The following is a 24,986-nucleotide window of genomic DNA, read 5'->3' as shown; positions in this document are numbered from 1 at the left end:
ACCTCATGAAAATGGTATAACCTTCCTTAAAAGGAAGGATGTCCCCTTTAAGGAAGGTGTATACCAAGTTCTTTCTTATTCGCCGTTTAGGTATTTTTCTAATGCTTCTGCGTAAACTGGATAAATTTCATCCATTTTAGTTCTTGTTTCACCATTCTTGATTGCTGCATTGATATTTGCAGTCCAACCATTTGCTGCGTATCTTCCGATACCAATAGCACCGATTAAATCTCTTTGTGCTTTGTCATAAATTTCTAAGAATGCTTCGATTGATGCTTCATCATTAAATCTTTGCATTAATGTTGTTTCAAATTCATTCTTGAATTGTTGATCAGTCTTCCATAATTGAATTTCATTCCAAACTTGGAATACTAATTCTTCTTTAGCTTCTGACATACCTGATGCAATGTTGTAAACTGCAACACCTGATACAGGTGATACATATTCACCAGTGTAAGTATCAGAAACCGGATATGGAACGAAACTTAAATTGAAGTTTAAGTTAGCCCATCTATCAGGTGAACCAACGAACCAGAATGAACCTGGATGCATAATTACTTTACCTGCTTGCCATAATGGTGAACCAGCATCATACGCACCACTTGGTTCATATAAACCTTTATTCCATAATGAACCGATGAAATCATAAGTTTGAAGCGCTGGTGTTTGATGGAATGCAACACGTCCTGATTTAGCATTGATTAACGCACCACCATTTAATGGAACCATGTTTTCAGCATAGTTAGCTAAGACACCACCTAATACATAATAGTCATCACCTTTAGCAGTTAAAGCTGCTTTTGCTGCTGTTGACCATTGATCAAACTTAGACCAATTCCATTTACCTTCCAAGAATAACTCAGTTGGATTTTCAATACCAAGTTCTTCAACTAAGCCAGCGTTGTAGAATAAACCTACTTCAACTGTTGGTTTGTTAACCATAAATGCATAGACTTGATCATTGTATGAACCAATTTCTTGAGCTTCTGGAGTAATCTTTGAACCGTGAGTTCCTAAGTATTTATCTACTGGAACAATTGCTGAACCATTAACTAATCTTTGAGTCCAGTCAGATGTTGTCCAATAAATATCTGCTAAAGGAGCACCATCAACTGACGCGTTAACGATTGCTGTAACACGAGAATCACCCCAAGCTGCTGAAGCCGGATAAGCTTTATAAACAACTTTAACGTTTAAACGTTCTTCAACTTCTCTTTGTTTTTGTTGACGAGCAAGTTGTTCTTTACCAGTAAAGTTTTCATGGAATGGGTCCACTTCATATGGAGCACCATGCATGATTACAATTTCAGTTGGTGGTTCTGTTTGTTCTTTTGGATTAACTGTAACAACTCTTGTAACTGTAACAGTTTTTCCATCAGATCCAGTTACTTTATAAGTTAAAGTATAATTTCCAGGAACATTTGTTAATACACTACCTGTAATAACGATACTAGCAGTAATGTCGCCTGTTTCAGTATCTGTAGCAGTTACGCCTGCCTTAGGGTCAAAATTATCCCCTGCAATAATTGTGACATTTGTTGCGCCACTGATACTAGCAGTATTGCCAGTCAGTGGATTGTTACCATCATCCCCTGGTCCTACAGGCTCGTTATTACAAGCTACTAGTAGGAACGCAAAGGCAAGTATTGTAAGAATGCCATAAATTTTTTTCATTCTTTTTCCCTTCTTTCTTATAGTTTTTATTAGATTTTATTACACACTAATTATACTATATACATAGTATATATAGCCCTACTCTAGGGCTATTTTTCATATTATAAAAAGTTTTTTCAAAAGCGTTTACATTTTCGTGTGAAATAATGATATTTTAGTTATTTACTACCTTATTATCTTGATATCCTGTTTTAAATGGATTTTTGATGTATTTAACCAATAAAATTACTGCAAATACTAACATAATGATACTTTGCCATTGTGATGGGGAGAATAATGGTAGAAGTGTACCACGTTCATCTCCTCTTAGAAATTCTATAAAGAATCTAAAAATTGGATAAGCAATAAAATATAAGAATGATACATAATTGACTTTCTTCTTCATGATCATATAAATGCCTACACCAATTAATGCAAACATAAAGATTGCTTCAAAAAATTGAGTCGGTACAACCGTATGATCATGTGTTACAAATTTCATACCATACCAAGCATCTGTTTCAATGCCGTAGCAACAGCCTGCTAAGAAACAACCAATGCGACCAAACGCATGACCTATCATAATTGAAAATGTTGCAATACTTGTAACTAGGAAGAATTGTTTTCTCGCTTCTTCTTTTGCAAAGTAACGATTACCAATAAACCAAGTAGCTAAACCACCAATAACGCCACCCATCAAGGTCATACCTTGAGCTTGATATTCTCTACCTTCCATTAAAGCATCGATTAAGTTATACGCTTGTTGGAATAAAAAAGCAAATAAGAATCCAACAATCATTGAAATCAACGCTAATTTAAGATAGAAATTGTAAGTCTCAAAAGGTACTTGATAATGCTTCATTACCACTTTAAATGCGGATAATGCAACAAATATACCAATGATGATCATGACATAATATGATTCTAAAAATTCAAAACCAAATAAATATGGATACATAGTTTGCCTCTTTTCTTGATGTTAAGAAATTGAAGGGGACTTACTCATATTGCAGTAGTCCCCCTCGTTTTGTGTTTATATTATGATGTTATGTCAGGTATTAATATTTTCTTTTGAACATAGCAAATGCAACACCTGCTAATGTTACTAAACCTAATAATGACATTGTGATGTTTGATATGTTGAATAATGCAGCACAACCAGTATCAGTTGGGATTGCATCAACGTCTGCTTCTAAAGCAGCAACTTTAGCTTGTAAAGTAGCGATTAAAGCTTGGATAGCTTCTACATCATCGCCTAATTCGCCAGTTTGTTCAGCTAATAAAGCTTGTAATGAAGCGATTTGAGCTTGTAATGCAGCAACATCTTCAGCAACTGTTGAAGCAGCAACTACTTTAACTTGGAATGAAACTTGTGATGAATTACCAGCACGGTCTTCAACAACAACAGTTACATTATAAGTACCAGCAGTAGTTAAGTTCATACCACCATTTGCTTCTACGAATTTAGCAAGTTGTGCAGTTGTATCGTAGTTATCAAATGCGATAACGTTAGCTAAGATAGCTTGGTTAACGTTTGTGAATGAACCTAGTGTTAATGTGTAATTAGGGTTTGCTACTAATGCAGTTGGTGCAGTAGTATCAAGAATTGTTAATTTGTAAGAAGTTGAAATGTCGATGTAATGATCTTCATCAGGAACACCAGCAACTTTAGGGATAATTACTTGATCACCAATTTGAAGTGTTCTAGCAATATCAGCTGCATTAGATGCACCAACAACGTGGTAAAAACCTGCATAAATTACATAGTGACCAGCAGCCATTGCTTGATCTAAGAATGCTTTAGCTTTAGTAGCGTCGTTAACAACAGTTGTTGGAGCTGTAGCATAATCAGGATTATCTGCGTTCCAGAACTTCCAGTTTGATCTGTCGAAGCCTGCAACTAATTTACCTTCAGCATCAATTTCCATGAATACAGCATTACCAAATGCTACAGAATATGGATAAGCAGTAAGGTTTTCAAATAAGTGTAAACCTGTTGTAGCAGGAGCTGCAGGTGGGTTTACAGTATATGTTGTAACTTCTGTTTCACCTAAGAACATTTGTAATGGAATATCTGGAGTACCAGCAATGTGAATGTGTTGAGTTAATTCTAAAGTAATGTTGTATACGCCTGGTTTTGGAGCATATGGGTTGAATGATGCAGGATATGAAATTCTAATATCATCAGTCATATCAACACCAGCACCACTTACAGCAGTTACTGAACCTAATAAGTCGACTGGAACATATTCGTTACCAAATCTACCAACAACACCTACAAAACGTGGAGGTACGATACCTACAACGATGTCAACCATAACTTCAGTTACTTGACCATCTGGTGCAGTAGCAGTGAATTTAGCGATATAAGCAGCACCAAATTCAGTTGTGTCGATAACATTCACTTCAGCATCTTTTGAATATGTGTCTGTATCAGCATCATAAGTGAATTCAATTGTTTGTAATGAATCATAAACGATTTCTTCATCAACTTGTGAAGCTTCTAAAATTTCAACTGTATAGTCTAATTTTTCAGTTTGGTTGATAATTTCGCCTTCTTCACCAAACATTCTTACCCATGAAACTGATGGAGTTAATGGTAAATCCCAAGCAGCTTTATGATCAATAACGATTTGAACACCAGCATTGTTAGGGTCTTTATCTAATGTAGTTAAACCAGCAAATGCAGGAGCTAATGGTTTGTAAGAAATATTTGCTCTTTCAGCAGTGTTAGCACCGATTAAAGCAGGCATACCTTTAATGAAAGCAACTGTACCAGCTCTTTCACCATCAACGTCACGGTCTTTAGTACCGAATGATAATACTGAGTGACCAGCAGGAACCATTACGTTTCTTGGATCGTAATCTAATAATAATGTCTTATTAGCATCTGTTACACCTTCGCCAACAACATCAGGGTTAGTCCAAGCTAAACTTGTTAAAGGTTCAGCAACGTGACCATCTGGGTCAGCAGCGTCTAACATAATACGAATTGGAACATAGCGAGTGTTTGGAGTTAATGTAGCAGCATCAGCACCAGCAGCTGTGAAAGCATCGATTTCAGCTTGTGTAGCTAAACGCCAGTCAGCATTTTCATTAGCATCCGCACCATCATTATGAATGTAATATGTATTGATGTGGTCTTCAAACATGTATAGTTGACCTTCTTCATTGAAGTAAGCATACATACGATGTACTACTGTAGAAATGTCAGTACGGTTATTTGAAGTCGCAATTTCGATATCTTCATCAGTATCGTTTAGGTATAAAGAAGCGAATGCGTTCCATGACAATGCAGTCATTTCATTTGCTTCAATTGTACCGTTAGCATTGCTGTCTGTTACGAATCTTAACATACGAACACCAGCACGAACGATATGATAACGATATCCAGCAAATTCTACATCCCAGTTAGAATCCCCAACTAACGTGTAGATTGTTGATGGACCATATAAAGCGTTTGGATCGCCATATGGATATAATTCAATTAATTCTTCTTCGTCTGCAGCATAAGTAGGTGCAAGCACTACTAATACGGCGAAGACAAATAATAGCATAGCTAGAATTTTTTTCATTTTTTACTACTCCTTCTTTTTTTGTATTTGTGAGTCTTACGTATTCATTTTAATGAAACATGAAAGCGCTGTCAAACAAAAAGTCCATATGTTCTATATTAATGTGTGTATTTACACATTATGAAAAATTATTTCATATAAGAGCTAATTTTAAGATTATCTCATTGTACCAGGAACGTTAACTGTAAATGTACGTTGTTGTGTTGAACCGTTCACATTAACAGAAATTGTATATGATACCGCTGTCGCATGGTCAGGTTTAGCGATAATACGTCCGTGGTGATCTAAAATGTCTGTGTTATGTGATACAAAATCGATTTGAGCATTTGCATATTCTGACCAAATCTTATATTCGATATCAGCCATTTCTTGGAAGTAATTTGCAAGCCCTGCAGTTAATAATGTATTTGGACAGTTTTTACCTGAAAAATCTCTATGGAATTTGAAATGAGATCTTGGAAGGTTATAGTAAACCATTCTGTTGGTTGCAAACTTAGCAGTTCTTTGCCATACACGCCAGATATCATCATCTTGTGCAACCGACATTTCAATTGCGATACCATTTCTGTTACCACCACCAAGATAATTTGTACTTTGACCAGGTAATGTTGAGCCATCACCAGCATGGTATGAAACTTCATCTTCTGGCACGTGTTGATATAAATATTCATCATCCATTGTATATGTCCATGAAGTATTTAATACAGTACCAGCAGCAGCTGCATTCCATAAATAATTGGCATGTGATAATGCACCAGAACCTGGAGCGTTATTTGCTGTATCATGGATAACTAACCAATAAACATTTTGTGGGTTATAAGTTGTAATGCCTTCAGGGTGCGCAGGTTTCTTTGTACCTGGTCTAATACCATTACTCACTGGTACCATCTTATCGGTATTAATTGGCATATTATTCTCAAAATAATATTTTGAAACTGACTCATAATCAATATTTTCATATGAAGTTCCTGTACCAATGATCATATATCTAAACTCTTTTGTAAATGCCATTTGATTCAATGTTAATAAGTCTAAAAGATTATTTTCATCTAAACTTTCATAGAATGTGACAACATAATCAGCATACACTGAATATTCATTCACAAGACGTGCACGAATAATTACTTCACCTTCAGCTAAACCAGTGACTAAACCAGCTTCATTTACTGTAGCAATATTCGTATTTAATGATTCATATGTCACTTGTTCATTCGCATAAGTGTATGGGAATGGATATGCATTTAATTGTAATTTGTCACCAACAACTAAAGATTGTTCTCTTTCTTCTGGAACAATATCAATACCAGGATCAGTTGTCACTGAAATTTGTAAGGTTGTATTAATTGTTGCTGCATTTGCAGAACGGATAGTAATTGTTACTAATCCACTCTTTACCGGTGTTAAGTAACCAGCATCATTTGGCAATAACAATTTAGCATCGGTAGTCAATACTCTAAATCTAGCATTGTTTAATTCATATGGTAAATATTCCCATTCAAGTTTATAATTTGTGCCTAAATAGATTTCTTCAATAGGATTTGTAACAAAGATAAATGTTGGAACTGCAGGATTATAAGATGCCTCACTAGGAATAGCATTTTTAGTCTTATAGTGTCCTAATAACATTCTTTCAGGAATACCTTCAAACTTATTCAAGTCTAATTCTTGTTGACCCCAATAATTCATTGTAAAGTCAATATACGCACGGTTTGCTTTAGCAAGTTTTGAAGTTCCTGTAACTGCGTTGAATCTAATAATTGCAGTCATGGCTGATTCAGCTAGTTTAATATCAAACGCTGATACAACATTTTGAATGTCATTTCTTTGGATGTATAAACTTGCTGTATTATCGTATTCTGTACCAGTAATATCAACAGCTAATTTAATATTTTGAATTAAATTCTTTTGAGCATCATGACGGCCACCTTTTAAGTTTTGGATCACTAATGCTGTGTGAGCAAAGTCTTTAAATGTATTTGACTCAACAACTAAACCATTAGATTCAATAATTGTAATCGCGTCTTGATTTAAACCTTCAAAATGATTACCTCTAATAACTAAATTTGTGGCTTCTTTTGTTGCTTCAATATGACCATTACCTAAGAACTTTAGATTTTCAATTGTTACTGATGCTTTATCAATTGTCAGTTTATCTTCAAAAATGACTCCAGTTGCAAAGATTACACTTTGCACATCATCATTTATTGTAAATGCACCATAAGTTCCTGCATTAAGGTATAAAACTGAAGTTTCAGCAAATGCACTTTGTGCATCAGTAATATTGGCAAATAATTTTTCACCAAAAACAATGTCTAAATCGTCAATAGTAACAACATCATCCGCTTGTTTTGATGCATCAACAACAACAATATCAACAATCTCAATTTCTTTTGTTGCTACTAGTGATTCGTCAAATGCGTAAACCGCACTAATTGTAACTACGCCTGGTTTTAAGAATGTGACTTCACCTGTTGATGATACAGTAGCTAACGTTTCATCGCTTGATGAAAACTCAACTTCAACTACTGCATTTTCTGGTGCAGCAACCACTGATAATGTACGTTTAGTACCAACATTACCTTTATCAACACCTTGGATTGCAATTCCTTGTGCCAAGTCTAATACATTTAATGTAATAGTATCAGAGACTTCTGGGTCTAATTTTGAAGTTGCAGTAATTGTTACAGCCCCTGGACCAACTAATTCAACAAAACCAGTTGCAGATACCACTGCAACATTCGTATTTGATGATTGGAATGTTAATTCATCATTTGCTTCAAATTCTAAATCAAATGTCATACCTACCCAAAGTACACCATCTGGCGCACTAAGATTTACATTTACAATCTTTAAGACTGTAACTGTAACTTCGGCTTGTTTAGTTTCATCTGATTTAGCAGTAAAAATAATCTTGGTTGAACCATGTGCAACTGCAGAAACCGTTAAGTCTTCTGAAATACTTGCAATGGAACTATCTTCGACCGAGACAGTATAACCTGCTTCGTCGTTTGTTGTTACAACTAGTTTTTCAGTATCACCTTCATTTAGTGATACAGTTGATTTGTTAACTAAAATTTCAATTACAACATCTTCTGTACATGCAACTAAGGTTAGTGCTGTGAAAACCATCATGAAAATATAAAAAATTTTCTTCATACTTTCCCTCCTTATATATTATGAATGTTAATTAACGTAAAGAACCAGGGATATGAGTGTAGAATACACGTGATTCTGTCACCCCATTAAATGTAACTGTTACTTGATATGAAACGGTTCTTGCATGATCTGGAGAAGATAAAATTCTGCCATTATTATCGAGAATATCTAAATCAAATGATTCAAATAATATCTCTGCATCAGCAAAGTTTTTAGCAACCTTATATTCAACATCGACAAACTCATGGAAATAAGGCATTAAACCGGATGCAATTAAGACTTGAGGACAGTTTTTACCAGAGAAATCTCTATGGAACTTGACATTTTCACGAGGTAAATTATTTCTAACTAGTGCGTCACCTGCAAACTTAGCAGTTCTTTGCCATACACGGTAAATATCTTGTCCAATAGATGTTGCAGTTTCAATACCAATACCGTTTCTGTTTCCGCCACCAGTATATGACCCTTCACCAGGTCTAGTAGAACCATCACCGGCATGCCATGCAACTTCATCTTCTGGAATATGTCGATAAATATCTGCATCATCAATTGTGTAATGCCATGATGTTGAATCACTTGGACCATTTAATGCTTTATTGACTAAATATTGTGCATAATATTGAGCTTGACCAACATGGGTGTTAACTGCTGTATCGTGAACAACTACCCAATAAATATTTTGTGGATTATAACTTGTATAACCTTCAGGTAAATCAGGTCTACTTTGTGCACCACGGGTACCTGATGAATATTCTCCATCAAGTGGAACAAGCATTTCATTAATTACTAAATTATCAAAATAATATTTAGACACGGATTCTTGATCCGCTCTTAAATAAGGGTCACCAATACCTGTTACTGTATAATTATAAAGTTTTGAATAATGGACTTGATACATCGTTAATAAATCCATTAAATTGTTTTCATCTAATGCATTATAGAATGATAAAGTATACGTATTTTGAATATTTGAATCACTTGCTAATTTTGCAGTGATTGTAACTGTTCCTTGTTCAAATGAACGCACTAGTCCTTGATCATCAACAGTTGCAATATCTGGGTTGCTTGATGTGAAAATCACTTCCTCATCAGCGAGTGTATATGGGAAAGCTACTGCTGTTAATTTAATCGAGTCACCTTTTAATAATTGTTGTTCTTTGGTTTCAGGTGTTAACTCAATACCTGGTTCAGTTAAAACTGAAATATCTAATTCTGTTTTAATTTTATTATTTGTTACTGAACGCACTGTAATTTTAACTAAACCACTTCGTAAGGCTTTTAAGTTACCTTGGTTATCAACTGTTAAAGCTGAGATTTGTGACGTTAAAAATTGAACATTTGCTTGTGGTAATTCATAAGGTAAATGAATCCATTCTAATTTATAAGTATCTCTCACATCTAAAGTTTCAACTGGATTTGTAATAAAGAAGAATAGTGGTTGATTTGAATTATATTCACCCTCACTAATAATACTTTCTTTAGTTGGATAATTACCAATTAACATGAGTTCAGGAATATTAATAAACATATTTGGGTTAAGTTCTTCCTCACCCCAATAGTTTAATGTAAAGTCAATACGATGTGCTGAATTAGAAGATTTAGCCATGTATGACTCTATTCCTTTTTTCAATGCATTAAAACGTACAATTGCATAAATTGCTTGATCATCTAAAAGTACAGTAAAACCAGTTTCAAAGTTTTCTAATTCATTTCTTTGAATACTAATTGAAGTTGTTTCATCATATTGATTACTTTCAAGATAGATACCATCTTTTACATTTTTAATGATATTTTTGTTGATTGAAATTTGTCCTTTTTCAAAATCAATAATTTTAATTGCAGCACCATCAATATCATTAAATTCATTACCTTCAATTAAAACGCCTTCGCTATTATATAAAGAAATAGCATTATTTGACACATGATCAAATTTGTTATTCTTAATAACAAGATTTTCTGCATTTAAAGTACTTGTAATTAAACCTTCGTTAGTGAAATTGAAGTTTTCAATTTTGATATTTTTCGCATCAACTATCAACGGACGGGTAATGATGACATTTTCATCAGTAACAATTTTTAAGCCGTCAACTGTAATAGCAAATTCGGTATCGTATGTACCTTCTTTAATATAGAGTGTAGTAGACGAAGATAATAACTCTTCGGCATCTTCCAGATTATCAACTAATTTTTCTCCATAGAATACCTCAAGACCATCAACAATAACAGAATCGTCAGTTTTAGTCCCTGCTTTAACAACAACGACATCAAAAACTTCAATGATGAAAGTTGCTACATCACCATTTTTAGTTGCAGCAGTTATGACAACAAAACCTAAACCTTTGAATTCGACAACGCCATCTGAAGAAACTGTTGCTTTGGTTTCATCTGATGACATGAAAGTCACTTCATCTTCTACAATATCCCATACGATTGCTAATTTTCTTGATGTATTTAGATTAGCTTTAGAATCATCTGCAGTAAGCTCTGGTAGCTCAATTACAGGTGGTTCCTCTTCATCAATTGGATCTTTTGGATTTTCACATGCAACAAGTATCATTGCTGTGAAAATAAGACCTAGACTTAATAACCATTTTTTCATACAAGTCCTCCTTTATGTTCATAAATAATATCCCCGATTTTATTTCTATACGGAATAATTCCGTTCATACTTCTTTTCGGATGTACTGCATTTGAAAGTAGTACAAATCCAATTTTATTTTTTCTATCAATAAATAAGTGACACCCAGTAAAACCTGTATGACCAATGGTTTCTTTTAAATCATGTAAGTTGCCAGCAAATGAACCTTTATCTGGTTTTAGCCAGCCATAGGTTCTAGTTACATTCAAACCATTAATTTCTTTTGAAATGATAGGTGTAAACATATATTCCATTGTTTCTTTATTTAAAACAAACGTTTCATTTAAAATAGATTGAATAAAAAGTCCTAAATCATAGGCTGTTGAAAATAAGCCTGCATGACCGGATAAACCGTCCATAGCAAAACTTTTCTCATCATGAACTCTTCCCTTTAAGAGTCCATTAAAAACATCATCTTCTCTAACTTCTGTAGGAACAACCCTAGATAAGTTTGGTCGATATGAAGTGTCCTTCATATTAAGTGGTTCAAAGATGACTTCAAGAGATGCTTCATTAATTTCTTTCCCATAAAGCAGTTTTACGATTTCTCCTAGTAAAATATACCCACAATCAGAATAGACATAGTCCTTTCCAGTTTCATAAAGCAAATCCATGTCATAGATTCTGTTTAAGACTTCATCTTTATTTTTAAGAAATCTGGCACCAGAAATATCTGCTGGTAATCCTGAGTTATGTCCTAAAAGGTTCATAACAGTAATACCACGATGTTTAAATCGTGGTAGTAGTTTACTAATTTCAGTATTAAAAGATAACTTGTTATTTTCTACAAGTTTTAAGATTAGCGTCGTTGTGGATACAACTTTGGATAATGACGCCACGTCATAGATTTCATTACCCAAAGTTTCCTCCACGGTTGGGACTAATTGTTTTTTCCCAACATAGTCAAAGATGATTTGATTAGGTGTTACAATTGCAAACTGACAGCCGGGAAAATGCCCTTCTTTTACACCAGTTTCAAGCAATTGTTTGATTAAACTTTTCAAATTTATTGACCTTTCTTAATATTTTCTAAATGATACATAGGCTATGCCCATTAAGGTAACTGCCCCAATTAAAGTAAAGATAAAACTTGGTGCATCCCATAAGAACCAACATCCAGATGATGGTTGTGGTTCTGGTTCTGGTTCAGTGATTGGTGCTTCTTTCCATTTTGCAAAGAGTACCAAATTGCTATTAATTTCAGTGTTTGGATCAAATGCGACATTATATGATGCATCTAGGAACCAACCATCAAACTCGAATCCTTCTTGAGTTGGATTTGCTGGCATGTTTAATTTCTTACCTGCTTCTACAACCATCTTAGAGATTGTTGTACCATTACCTGTAAAGAACTCAACATCATAGTAAATTGGTTCTGGTTCAATGACTTGTGGTTCACCAACAGTTGATGCCCATGGGAAACCAGCACGTTTAGTCCAGAACGTGTTATTTAATCTTGTTAATGCTTGTGTGACATATTGGTGAGAACTATTTAATGTCTTATAACTAAAGATTGATGAACCTTTAATTGCTTCATATTGTGAAATGTATCTAATTTGTTCTAAGAATTCATCTTGGCTTGTCCAGTTATTAGATGTTTCTGCATAACGGTAGAAACCATGGCCAATAATTAGATTAACATCGGTACCTTCGACAGTTTCTACCCACCAATCAACAAGGTCAGCAAATCTTGCCACTGAGTGGTCAAATTGCCAGTAAAGTTGAGGCATAATGTAGTGTAACCAGCCTTCTTTAACCCATTTTCTAGTGTCTGCATATTGTGCACTATAACTTTGGTTACCAGCTGTATTTGAACCTAGTGGATCTGCTGATTTATTTCTCCAAATACCAAACGGAGAAATACCAAATTTAATGGCAGCTTCATTTTGCGTATTGTGAGCTTCTACCATTTCAAAGATTGTTTTAACAAGTTCGTTAATGTTTTCTCTTCTCCAATCATCACGTGATAATGATTGAGGATTGTACTGGCTAAATGCTGCTTGATCTTCTGCATTTGGCGTGCCTGAATAACTATAGAAATAGTCATCGAAGTGTACACCATCAACATCATAGTTAGCCATTAATTCTTCAATGATGTTATATAGATATGTTCTAACTTCCGGAATACCAGGATTTAAAATTAATGCACCTGTTGTATCTTGAATAACATAATCTGGGTTTTGTTTTGCAAAATTACCATCTGATAATTCTGCTAGTTGTTCTGCTTTTGATTTAGTTCCTGTTGCAACACGATATGGATTCATCCAAGCATGGACTTCAATACCGCGTTTATGTGCTTCAGTAATAAAGAACTCAAATACATCCCATCCTGGGTCAACACCTTCAGTACCAGTTAGGTATCTTGAGAATGGTGCATACTCTGAAGGATAGAAACTATCATTCATTGGTCTAGTTTGGAAGAATACAGTATTAAAGTTTAAAGCAGATAATCTATCTAAAATTGCAATCATTTCAGCTTTATATTGAGCTTGATTTTGATGTAATTTGATATCGATATTTGAAACGGTTGCAACCCAAACTGCACGTACTTCATCTTCTTTTTCTGTGTAAGTTGTAGGTAATTCAACTGGAGTTTGTGTTTGATAATAATAAACTAAACCACCGTTACGATATACATAAGGATTGTCTTCGTTATATGGGATAGAAAGTCTAATTCTAATTTCTTCAACATCACTTTCTTGTCCACCTAAAGTTGATTTAAATTGAACAGTATAGGTAGCATTGATTGTAAATTCAATTGGTGATGAATAGGTTTGCCAGCCAGTCCAAGTTAATCCATTATGAACACGGTATAAGACTGTGCCTAGACCTACTGGATGAATTGTTAATGTTGCAGGTGATGTGTAATAGTTACCTTCTTTAGTACCCGTTACTTCATAAGTTGGCATTTCAGGTGCACCAACGATATTAAAGTTCTTGGTATACGTTGTATCACCACTTGCATTTCGATAGTCAAACTTATAAGAACCACCTGTATTAAATAGAATTGGCCCTGTATAGTTTGTCCATGAACCATTATTGATTCTATATTGTGGTTGAGGTGACTCTGAATTAATAACAATTTCTAATGTTGAGTAATCTGGATCAACACCATCACCAGATAATTCAAGAGTTGGTTGAGGATATCCTACTTGATAAGATTTTTGTACTTCAGCTGATTCAACATTTCCTGAATCAATTGTTTTTGCCATAATAACATAGTTACCAGATACTAAAGTTGCATCACTTAAAGTGATTGGTCCAGTATATTCGGTCCAATCAACACTTTGTGCACCATGGTTAATCTTGTACCAAATTGTATTGCTTGATGCAGTAATTGTTACTTGTGAACCAACTTTATAACGACCGTTAGGTAAAACTTCACCAGTTATATTAATTGTTGGTAATACGCTATTTGGTCTATTAGAGTTGAATTTAGTTTCAACAATATTTGATTTTTCCGTTCCATTTTGAGCATAGAACTTAATTACATTTCTGCCATTTGTGTTAACAGTAATTGGACCCTCATATAATGTCCATTCACCATTATTTAATTTGTAATAAACATCATATGCTGAGTTAATAGTTGCATTCACACTTGTTGTGTAGAATACACCGGTCTTAATTCCTGATAATGAAATTGTTGGTTCATCAAGAGTTGCAACATATGTTGGTCCTAAGTAGTTTGTGCCAGATAAAGCTCTAACACTATAGTTATAACTGCCATCTAAATCATTTGTTGAAATAGAAATTGTGGCTGCTTCTGATGCTCCAACAACTTTAAATATTTCTTCATTAGAATATGTTAAGTCATCATTTGAGCGATAAACGTAATAGAATTTAGCGTTTGGTTGTGTATTAAATGTTAATGTGCCAGCTGAATGGTTAATACCAGTTACTGCATCAACTAATTCTCTTTCCATATTTTTAATTTCTGGTAAAACAGTTTTAGTTGGCCATGCAATTGGTGCACCATTTCTTACTTGATTAGCTGCTTTTGAACCGGTATTGTTATAAGCATCTTTGACCGCATTAAAATGATAAATACTCACACCATTTGCAGCCTCTAAGGTTCTAAAGTATTCCATTTGTTTAACAAATTCTTGAGTATCTGTTGCCCAAGAGAAACCATCAGGATCATTAGCAAGATAAACACCTAAGCCTGAATATAGGTTTACATCTAGATATTTGAAGGCTTTATTCCACCATCCCATAACCTCTTTATAACCAGCAACTGAGTGTGAAATAGCCCAATAACTTTGTGGTAATAGGTAATCAATCCAACCTTCTTCAGCCCATTTCAATGTATCAGCGAATAAGTATGAAGCATAGTGTGATTGACCGTTTGTATTTGAACCATTTGTTACAGCATGGCCATCATTATCATAAGTGACCACACCATTACCATTTTTATAAATACCCGTTGGTGAAATACCAAATTGCACATGACGGTTATTTTGTTCATTAAATTCTGTTAAGACATTATGAATGCCTTCAATAAGTATATTGATTTGATCTCTTCTCCAATTAGCTTTATCAGTTGCTGATGTTAAAGAGTAATTGCCTTTGTATAGGTTATAGGTTGCTTGGTCAGGTTCATTTAAAATTGTGTTTGCCCCTGAAGTTGCACCATTCGCACCTAAATTAGCATAGAAATAATCATCAAAGTGAATTGCATCGACTGGATAGTTTTCAACAATTTCTAAGATTGTATCATAAATGTGTTGTCTAACCGCAGGGCGACCTGGGTCTAAGATTCTTGTGCTTCCATTTTGTAAAACATTGACTGGGTCGTTTTGTGGATTAGCTGATGGAATTGAACCAACATATTGTGTACCTAAACGATATGGGTTTAACCATGCATGGAATTCAATACCACGTTTATGAGCTTCATCAGCTAACCATAACATTGGATCAAATTCATTAAAATCCACTGCCCCAAACCAGCTAGCTTTTGGATTAAGTGATGATTTGTATAACGCATTATTATGTGTTCTAAAGTGAATAATCATTGCGTTAAAGTTGTAATATTCTAAAATGTCTAAAACTTGAGTTGCTTGTTGTTTAAATGAAGCCTCAGTTAAATAATTTGGCATTGAACCAATATAATGTGAAAGCCAGGCAGCACGAAACTCTCCTTTTTCTTCCATAATTATTTGATTCGCTTCAAGTACTTCATTCATTTCATCAGCATATGCTTCTTCTTTTGGCAAGAAGAACATTGCCGATGCTAGTAACATGATTGTAATTAATAATTTCTTCATCCGTTATTATCCCTTCCTCTCATTCAATAAGTCACAAACCAATTTCATGCCTTGTTCTGATTTATCTTTATCTAAGAATGTTTTATATGTAAAGAAAATATTTCCTTTGACGGTTTCAAATTGATTAGCGAACTTTAATTGATTAACAACTTCAAGTGGATTTTCATATCCACCTTCGCTACCTAATCGGTATGCACCATGTCCGATATAAAGGTCTACTTTACTGCCTTTAACAGCTTCACTCCACCAAACTGCTAAATCAGCAAATGGTGCTAGAGAGTGAGCAAAGTCCCAATATAATTGTGGAACAATGTAATCAATATATCCTTCTTTAATCCATAAAAGTGAATCAGCATATTGGTTTGAATAACTTTCAGAACATCTTGGGTCTGTATTTGATCCAAGACTGTCCGATGCTTTATTCTTCCAAATACCAAACGGTGAAACTCCAAAACGTTTACCAGGATGTTTGGCTTTAATTTCATCTTTTAGTCGTTTAATAACTTCTGTAATTTGATCACGTCTAAATTGATCTAAACTTACCTTTTTACCAGATGCTTCATAATCAGCTAAATCATTATCATTATCTGATAAACCTGCATAAGGATAGAAATAGTCATCAAAGTGAATACCTGCAACATCATAGTTTTCTAAGATTTCAAGCATTGAATCAATAATGAAGTTTTTAACTTCACTTCTTGCTGGATTTAAGATTAAACCACCATTTTTATCAACAACTACTAACTCAGGATGACGTTTGGCAAAGTTTAAGTCATCACAAGTTTCTAAGTACTGTTCTTTAGTTAAGTCTTTTTGCATAGAAACTCTATAAGGGTTACACCATGCGTGAATTTCAATACCGTATTTTTTTGCCTCATCTAATACGTATTTAAAGACATCAAATGGAGGAACATCCCCTTCTTTTTCAACTAAGTAACGACTTGTTGGATTTAACTTAGATTTATAGAATGCATCATTGGTCGTTCTAACTTGGAAAAAGATTGTATTAATGTTGAATTTTTTTGCTGTTTCAAACATTTCTTGAATTTTAGCTTTGTATTCAGGATTAGTTGCTTTTGGAAGGTCAATATTAACAACATTTGAAACCCAAAAAGCTCTAACATCTTTCAAATTGAATTGTTCAGGTACTTCAATTTGAACATCAGTTTGAAAATAATTCATTGGTAAGCCTGTTTTATAATTAATTAATTTCATCATTGAAATCTCCGTAATATGTAAGATATGGTTTGTTAACCTTTAATAATTCATTAAATGCATTGGTTGCTTGTTTACTTGAACGTGTTAAAGGATGTAGTTTTAATGCCATTAAGGCTTTTGTTAAATTCTTTTCATAAATTGCATCACACAGTAGTTCTTCATATGCTTTTTGATGTTGAACAAGTCCTTTAACTGACTGAGGTAATTCACCAATATGAACAGGAAGTGGGCCTTTTGATGTTAGACGAGATGTAATTTCAATTGCACACTCTTCTCTAATATCTGTAATATGTCCACGATTGATGGTATTGACTACAAAATAGTTCTTCTTATTTTGAACCATCGAAATCATGATGTCAATCACTTCTTTCGCATAGTTTGTACCAATACGTTTTTCTAGTTCTTTTGGTTTTGTATCAAGATGTTCATCTTTATAAATTTCAAAAAGCTCATTTTCGATTTGTGCAACTACTTTAGCACGTGCAGGTTTCTTAGCTCTAGTTTCTAAGATTTCTTCATGATGAATGTTAAATCCAACTGCTGGATTTGGGTAACATTCTAAAACTGTTAATTCGTTTTTAGAAAGGTTAACACATTCATGTAGATTAGAATTCTTTAGAAGTTCAGGTAATTTATCTTTATGATTTTTATATACTTTTGTTGCAAATGATAATTCATTTACACCACCAATGTATGGAATGATTTCATTTCGTTTAACATTCATTGCTTCTGCTAATTCTTCATGCATTGTTAGAGGGTCAGTACAAATTCCAATGAATCTTTCATATTCAGAAAATCTAAAGACTGCTTCGCTGATAATTCCGATTGGATTTGATACACATAGTGTCCAAGCATTTGGACAAATTTCTTTAATGTCTTCAATGATTTCATAGATCACAGGTACTGTTCTTAGTGCACTGAATAATCCACCAATTCCAATTGTTTCATGCCCTAGTAAACCATATTGGTAAGGGATTGTTTCATCAAAGAAACGAAGATTTTGTTTACCAACTCGTAGCTGTAAAATAATGAAATCTGCATTTTTTAATGCATCACGGCGATTTGTTGTTGCGATGATTTCAATATCTAATTTAGCTTTTGATAACATTCTTTTAGATAATCCCTCGATAATTGAAAGCTTTTCTTTGTTTAAGGCAATATCTAGTAAAGTAATTTTAGCTAAATTTAATTCATTCTGATTGTTAATAATTTGGTCGATTAATTCAGGGGTATAAGTTGATGCCCCACCAATCACGACTAAGTTGAGTTTTTTCATGGAGAACTTCCTTTTATTTGTAGTAAACAACACTTCCAGAAATCACTGCTTTAGTAGCCCCTGTGGTTGTAGGTATGGTTGATATTTCTTTATTTAATGTTTGATTTCCAATAACAATGAAAGCCAATGCTTCTTTAAAATCACTTGAAAGATTTAACTCGTCACTAGTTAAAATCTTGGTTGGAAATAGTTTAGTTTGTAGAACCTTAAGTAAGTATGTATTTTTAGCACCACCACCAGATACAATTAATTCATCAATTGAATCTAACTTTGAGAACCGTTTGATTGCATCTGCCATAGTCAATGCTGATGTATATGTGATTGTATGCACTAAATCTTCTTTTGAATAAAACTTATATTTGTTCAAAAGTTGGTCGGTGTATTCTACTCCAAATTGTTCACGACCTGCTGATTTAGGTGGTAGTTTAGTTAAATAAGGATGTGCCATAATCTCATTTTTCAATTCTTCAATCAACTTACCTGAGGCTGCGATTTTGCCACCATCATCATAAGGTTTTGAGAATAAGACTTCCATTGCACGATTAATCATCATATTTCCAGGACCGGTATCAAAAGCAAACACTTTCTTTGTGTCAAAACCTTTTGGAAGTACTGTAATATTTGAGATACCACCAATGTTTTGAATAATTCTGTTTTTGTTCTGATTAGCAAATAATATGTAATCAACAAATGGTACTAGTGGTGCACCTTGTCCACCTGCTGCCATATCAGCCACTCTAAAGTCATAAACTACATCAGTGCCAACCATTTGAGCAATGATTGCTCCAGCACCAAGTTGTAATGTTGATGGATAAAAGTCTTTATCCGATGCACCTTGATGATAAACTGTTTGTCCATGAGATGCAACAAAGCTTAAACTAGAAGGTGTTATACCTTCTTCTTTACAAAGTGCTAAGACAACTTCCCCGTAAAGTCTACCTAACTCAAAGTTGAGATTAGATATTTCTCGCACATTAAGTTCGTTTTGAATCGCTTTTTTTACCTGGTTTAAAATATGCTCTGGGTATGGATAGGTCTTTCCACAGATCATCTCGATCTTAATTTCAGAACCAACACCTGAGATTGTTGCGATTGCAACATCAATACCATCGAGCGAAGTACCACTCATAATCCCGGCAGCTAATCTTCCCTCATTCATTTTTGAACCATCCTTTTTTCAAGACATCTTTATTATATAAGATTTTTCTTATATAAATGTAAGCGTTATTATTTTAGATTATTTATTTCAAAAATAGAAAAAAACACATTCTTTTGGCGAATGTGTTTTATTGCTCATTTTTATTATCTTTTGAACTTTTTAAAGGTTCTATAAGTTGTCTCTAACGCTTGAATTGAACGGTCAATATCGATATATGCACATTTTGCAAATAAAGCATCAACAACTGACATTTGAGAAATTCTTGATGTCATTGCAGCTGATCTAAATTCAGACTCAAGTGCTGATGTATATAATACAACATCTGAAAGATCTGCTAATGTTGATGAACCAATTCTTGTAATCGATACAATTGGAGTCTTATTTTCTTTAGCAAGTAGCGCAGCACTTACAATTTCTTTTGTTTTACCTGAGTTTGATACAAAGATTATCACATCTTTTGAGTTAATGAATGAAGCATCAACTAATTGATCATGTGATTCACCTTGGGCAATACAGAATTTATTAATTCTTCTAAGTTTCATTTCTAAGTCTTTACAAACTAAGTAACTTGAACCCTTACCGAAGATTAAAATTTTTCTTGCATTCATGATTAAATAAGCCGCTTTAGTAAACGTCTTTTCATCATATAATTTAATGGTTTCTTCTAGCGCACGAATATTATTTTCGATGGCTTTTATACCACTGTTTTGATCTTTTATTAAGATAATATCATTGTATTCTGAACTCTCAGGAATCTCTACTTTTGAGTTTGAAAGGATAAAATCAATTTTAAAATCTTTAAACCCTTTATAACCTAACTTTTTACACATTCTAACCACTGAGGCTGGAGATGTATAAGCCGCTTCAGCAATTTTTTCGACTGAAAAGTCTGTTAAAACACTCTTATTTTCAATAAGATAGTCTAAAACAACTCTTTCTGCCATACTCAAAGCTTCTTTATTTTTTAGCATGTTTAACATTACACTCATCGTATAACACACCCTCTTCTGCTGCATCATTTTGCTATTTGTAATTATACCATGAATGAAACCGTTTTAAAACTATTAAAGTTTTACATTGTTATGAAATAACTTTATTAGGATTTAGTAAGTTTTTAGGGTCGAAAACTGCTTTAATTCCACGCATTAAAATCAGTTGCTCTTCACCTAATAATTGCTTCATATAGGCTCTTTTCGCTAAACCAATTCCGTGTTCACCTGAAACTAAGCCACCGAATTCAAATGCTTTTTTATAAAGTTTATCAAAGCCTAAATTGACTAATTCTTCCCATTTTTCGTCACTCATATCATCTTTACATAAGTAAATATGTAAGTTTCCATCACCAATATGACCAAAATATGGAATTCTAATTGCTAGTTCTTCCGAAACTGATCTTACATAAGCTAAGAATTCTGAAATTCTAGCACGAGGTAAAACAACATCACATTCATCCATGAAGCTTGATGATGCTTTAATCGCTTGTAAGAATCCACCACGCACATTCCAAATATTAGAACGTTTTGAAGCAGGGTCAACACTCATCACATCACCTGCACCATAATTTTCAAGACATAATTTCTTTACAGCAGCTAAATCTTTATCCAATGACTCTTCATCATTTGCATCGTAGCTTAATAGTAAATATGCTTGATAGTTTCCACCATCAACAGATGTACCTAAAAATGCTTCATTATAATCAAGTGCTTGTTTTTCAAAATATTCAACAGCAGTCGGTAGTACATAATCTTTAATGATACGTGGTGCAGCATTGATTGCTTTTTCACGGTCATCAAAACATACTAACATACTCTTGATAAATCTTGGTTTTGGAATCAGTTTTAGGGTTGCTTCAACAATGATAGCAAGCGTACCTTCACTACCAATAATCAGGTCTTTTAAACCATACCCGGTTGAGTTTTTAACAACTTTTGAGCCAAATTTTAATAATTCACCTTTTGGTGTTACGACTTCTAAAGCACGTACCCATTCTCTTGTAGTTCCATACTTGATAGCACGCATACCACCAGCATTTGTAGAGATGTTACCACCAATTGATGCATTCTTCTCACCTGGGTCTGGTGCATAGAATAAACCATGAGGTTCTACTGCTTGATATATTTCAAACAGCTTTACGCCTGGTTCTACTGTTAATGTTAGGTTAGTTTGATCTAATTCTTTAATCTTGTTCATTAAAGACATATCAAGCATAATACCACCACATACAGCGACAGAACCACCCACAAGGGAAGTCCCTGCACCGCGTACGGTAACAGGGATATTTTCTTCATATGCATATTTCATTACTTTTTGAATTTGAAACTTATCAGCAACTTTTACAACAACTTCTGGGAAGTTTTTAACAGTGCCTAATTGGTCAAATGAATATTTAACATCCACTTTATCAAATGCTTGGATGAATTCATTGCCAACAACAGATGATAGATAATCAACATCTGCTTGTGTTACTTTTTTATAATCCATAATATTTTCCTTAACTATCTTGAAGCCATATTACGCATCAAGTCTAAAATTGCTTTAACGTTATCTTTATGAACGTTATATGTATATGTTTCTGAGTATGCAGAAGTTGCATATTCGGCATTACCTTTAACTGCTACTTGGATTTGATATTGTCCAGCAGGAAGTAATAAAGGTACTGATTCTTTTGTAATATACATTGGTTTACCATTAATCATTAATGTGTAATGTGCGTATTCATTATTTCCTGAGAAGTGGAATACACCTTCATCATCAATATATAAACCAGTTGGAGCGTCAAATTTCTCACGAGTATCAGGATAATTAATCATTTGCATCACTGGTTCTAAGTCACCTGTTGCAAACATAATACCGTTTGAAATTGAACGTAATCTCAAGTCAGATAAGAAGTTAACAGTTGTGTACTCAACATCATCAGCATCTTTAATAATTGCAGTTGATGATCCACCACCATCAAGGTTATATGCAGTTTGAGCACCTAAACTCTTCATGATTTCAGCAAGTTCTGGTAAAGTCACACCATTTCTTCCATTTGGAATATCGCGACCTTCAACCATTAACATAATTACTGTACCATCCGCTGCTTGTCCAACTGCTGTTCTTGGGTGACGTCCGTTTGGAGTTGCAGATTCAACTGATGCTGGAATTTCACCATTTAGTACTAATGCGGCACCAACACCAACAGCAAATCTTGCATCTTGGAAACCATTACCTAATAATTCTTGTACAAGTAAAGTATCATTTTCGGTAATTAAGTTTTCATCGCTTAAAGCGTTACCAACTAAAACAAATTGTCTTTCACCAACGGTAATAGCATCAGTTGTTCTTGATAATAAAACACCTTTAGCATATTGGTTGTTACCACCAGCATCCGATTTGATATCTGATGCTTTTACGACTACTTTGTTATATCCTTCCGGAATTGCATTAGCATAACCTGGATAGAAAATAGCAAGTTCAGTGTTATTTGCAGGTAATGCATTTGTTTTGTTAATTTTAATTCTTTGTTTGATTTCACCAAATTCATTTAAGATGTTTAAATGTTGACCTTCATATGAAGGTTTACCAAAGATTAATTGGCCATTATCTAAAACACCCATCGCATTACGTACGGATGCAGATGAACCTCTATGTAATACTTCAAAGTTTACAATATGAGTTTGAGTTGCACGACCAGTATTGTTAAAATCGTAGAAGTCAGCATTCATACCTGCAACAAAGTTTAAATGAGGGAATCTTTGTTTAGCAACATCTGCCATTACTGGTAATGTGTACATACTCCAAGCAAATGGTTGATAGTTATCAACGGCAACAACTGTAAAATCAGTTGTTACTGTATTTGCTGAGAACACATGATAATGTTGTTCTTTTGTTTCACCTTTAAGTGTTAAGTAACCTCTTGTATCAACATATTTAACCCCTTGGATATATGTTGTTTCACGTTCAATCATTTCCCAATGGAAATCACTTGCCGCATGAGTATTTGGAGTATAGCTTAATACAAGTAAAATTGATAGGAATAATGCAATAAATATTCTTTTAATTCTCATCTTCTTAAGCCCCCACTTCTGGTAAAGTTAAGTCGACTTCACCGAATAAACTAAATTCTAAATTGAGATCATATGTTGTTCCATTAACTACTAATTGGAATTGAATTTTATTAACAAATTCATCACCAGGTTCAACTGATAAATTCTTAATTTGTTCAACGCCTTCACCTAAATTTAGGAAGTTGTTGAATTTAACTTCTTCACCAATATTTAATACAAATAATTCATTAACATAAGTGAATGAAGATGCTTTGAATTCATAATAGAACATTGGTTTTAGATTAGATGTATAAGATGTAACTAAATAATTAGCACCTTGTTGTTCATACATCTTATAACCACTAGCAGTTTTTTCATAAAATGCTACATAACTGCCATCAATGTATTTTCTAACGTTTCCATCAAATAACATTTCTACAACAGTAACTGCTGCTTTATCTTTTTCATTGATAGATATTTTTAATGAATAATTATTTTCAGTTAAGAATGCAAATTGTTCTTCAAATAATAATGATGCACTATCAATCCATTTAGCACTTAAAGTAATATTTACAGTAATTGGTGTGTCAAAATTAAATTCAACTGCTTCATTTGTTGAATACCAATACTCGAAAGTGAATCCATCTTGAGTTGGATCTTCTGCTGGTTTAACTGCTTTTTCTCCATCTTTGACAGTTTGACTAGCTACTTCTGAACCACCTTTTGAATCAAAGGTAACTGTATACTCTTTTGGTGCTGCAACTGCATCTGTACATGCCGTTAACAAACCAAAAAAGAGAAAGAGTACCCCATATAATATTTTTTTCATTCTTCTCTTCCTTTCAAATTATGTTTTGAAACTGCTTTCATAGCCTTATTTTATATAAGAAACCATGAAAATTATTTTTAATATACGATAAATTAAGCGTATTAATCAATTTTATGAAAATTATTTTCATTAAAAATCATTCAATTATTTAATTCACTAAATATTAAAAAAGTTAGCAAGTATATTAAAT

At 33.7% G+C, this 24,986-nt stretch carries 14 protein-coding genes; all 14 read right to left on the bottom strand.

Annotation, left to right across the window (positions count from 1 at the left end; genetic code table 11):
• Positions 1-75: 75 nt before the first annotated feature.
• The 14 genes from PG914_RS02920 to PG914_RS02855 all read right to left on the bottom strand — a co-directional run bounded on the left by PG914_RS02920 (position 76) and on the right by PG914_RS02855 (position 24,796).
• Positions 76-1,674 (bottom strand): immunoglobulin-like domain-containing protein, encoded by a 1,599-nt coding sequence (locus PG914_RS02920; RefSeq protein ID WP_488822218.1) that lies wholly within the window; start codon positions 1,672-1,674, stop codon positions 76-78.
• Between the two features lie 154 nt (positions 1,675-1,828).
• Positions 1,829-2,611, bottom strand: coding sequence for a prolipoprotein diacylglyceryl transferase (locus tag PG914_RS02915; RefSeq protein ID WP_488822217.1), 783 nt, complete (start codon positions 2,609-2,611; stop codon positions 1,829-1,831).
• A gap of 100 nt (positions 2,612-2,711) precedes the next feature.
• Positions 2,712-5,228 (bottom strand): hypothetical protein, encoded by a 2,517-nt coding sequence (locus tag PG914_RS02910; RefSeq protein ID WP_488822216.1) that lies wholly within the window; start codon positions 5,226-5,228, stop codon positions 2,712-2,714.
• A 156-nt stretch (positions 5,229-5,384) separates the two neighbouring features.
• Positions 5,385-8,384 (bottom strand): Ig-like domain-containing protein, encoded by a 3,000-nt coding sequence (locus PG914_RS02905; protein ID WP_488822215.1) that lies wholly within the window; start codon positions 8,382-8,384, stop codon positions 5,385-5,387.
• Positions 8,385-8,415: 31 nt separating this feature from the next.
• Entirely contained in the window at positions 8,416-10,983 is a 2,568-nt protein-coding gene (locus PG914_RS02900) for an N-acetylmuramoyl-L-alanine amidase (RefSeq protein WP_488822214.1), read from the bottom strand.
• Positions 10,980-12,026: a serine hydrolase domain-containing protein gene (locus PG914_RS02895; RefSeq protein WP_488822212.1), complete on the bottom strand. Its 1,047-nt coding sequence runs from the start codon at positions 12,024-12,026 to the stop codon at positions 10,980-10,982. The genes PG914_RS02900 and PG914_RS02895 overlap by 4 nt, the downstream gene beginning before the upstream one ends.
• Before the next feature lie 15 nt (positions 12,027-12,041).
• A complete protein-coding gene (locus tag PG914_RS02890) occupies positions 12,042-16,286 on the bottom strand; it encodes a family 10 glycosylhydrolase (RefSeq protein WP_488822210.1) in 4,245 nt (1,414 codons plus the stop codon).
• 6 nt (positions 16,287-16,292) lie between these two features.
• Positions 16,293-17,501, bottom strand: coding sequence for a glycoside hydrolase family 10-like protein (locus PG914_RS02885; protein WP_488822208.1), 1,209 nt, complete (start codon positions 17,499-17,501; stop codon positions 16,293-16,295).
• Complete coding sequence (locus tag PG914_RS02880) at positions 17,488-18,780, bottom strand: family 4 glycosyl hydrolase (RefSeq protein ID WP_488822206.1); 1,293 nt, start codon at positions 18,778-18,780, stop codon at positions 17,488-17,490. Before PG914_RS02880 ends, PG914_RS02885 begins: the two co-directional genes overlap by 14 nt.
• A gap of 13 nt (positions 18,781-18,793) precedes the next feature.
• On the bottom strand, positions 18,794-19,939 hold the full coding sequence (gene anmK / locus PG914_RS02875) for an anhydro-N-acetylmuramic acid kinase AnmK (protein WP_488822204.1): 1,146 nt from the start codon (positions 19,937-19,939) through the stop codon (positions 18,794-18,796).
• 143 nt (positions 19,940-20,082) lie between these two features.
• Positions 20,083-20,928 carry a MurR/RpiR family transcriptional regulator gene (locus PG914_RS02870; RefSeq protein ID WP_488822203.1) on the bottom strand — a complete coding sequence of 282 codons (846 nt, stop codon included), beginning with the start codon at positions 20,926-20,928 and terminating at the stop codon, positions 20,083-20,085.
• 91 nt (positions 20,929-21,019) lie between these two features.
• Positions 21,020-22,420: an FAD-binding oxidoreductase gene (locus tag PG914_RS02865; RefSeq protein ID WP_488822201.1), complete on the bottom strand. Its 1,401-nt coding sequence runs from the start codon at positions 22,418-22,420 to the stop codon at positions 21,020-21,022.
• A 14-nt stretch (positions 22,421-22,434) separates the two neighbouring features.
• Positions 22,435-23,988, bottom strand: coding sequence for a phosphodiester glycosidase family protein (locus tag PG914_RS02860; protein WP_488822199.1), 1,554 nt, complete (start codon positions 23,986-23,988; stop codon positions 22,435-22,437).
• Between the two features lie 4 nt (positions 23,989-23,992).
• On the bottom strand, positions 23,993-24,796 hold the full coding sequence (locus PG914_RS02855) for an InlB B-repeat-containing protein (protein ID WP_488822197.1): 804 nt from the start codon (positions 24,794-24,796) through the stop codon (positions 23,993-23,995).
• Positions 24,797-24,986 lie beyond the last annotated feature (190 nt).

The sequence above is a fragment of the Acholeplasma sp. ORD1043 genome, assembly GCF_057808485.1.
Note: the sequence above shows the minus strand (reverse complement) of the source record. Positions and strands in the feature narration are given on the sequence as shown.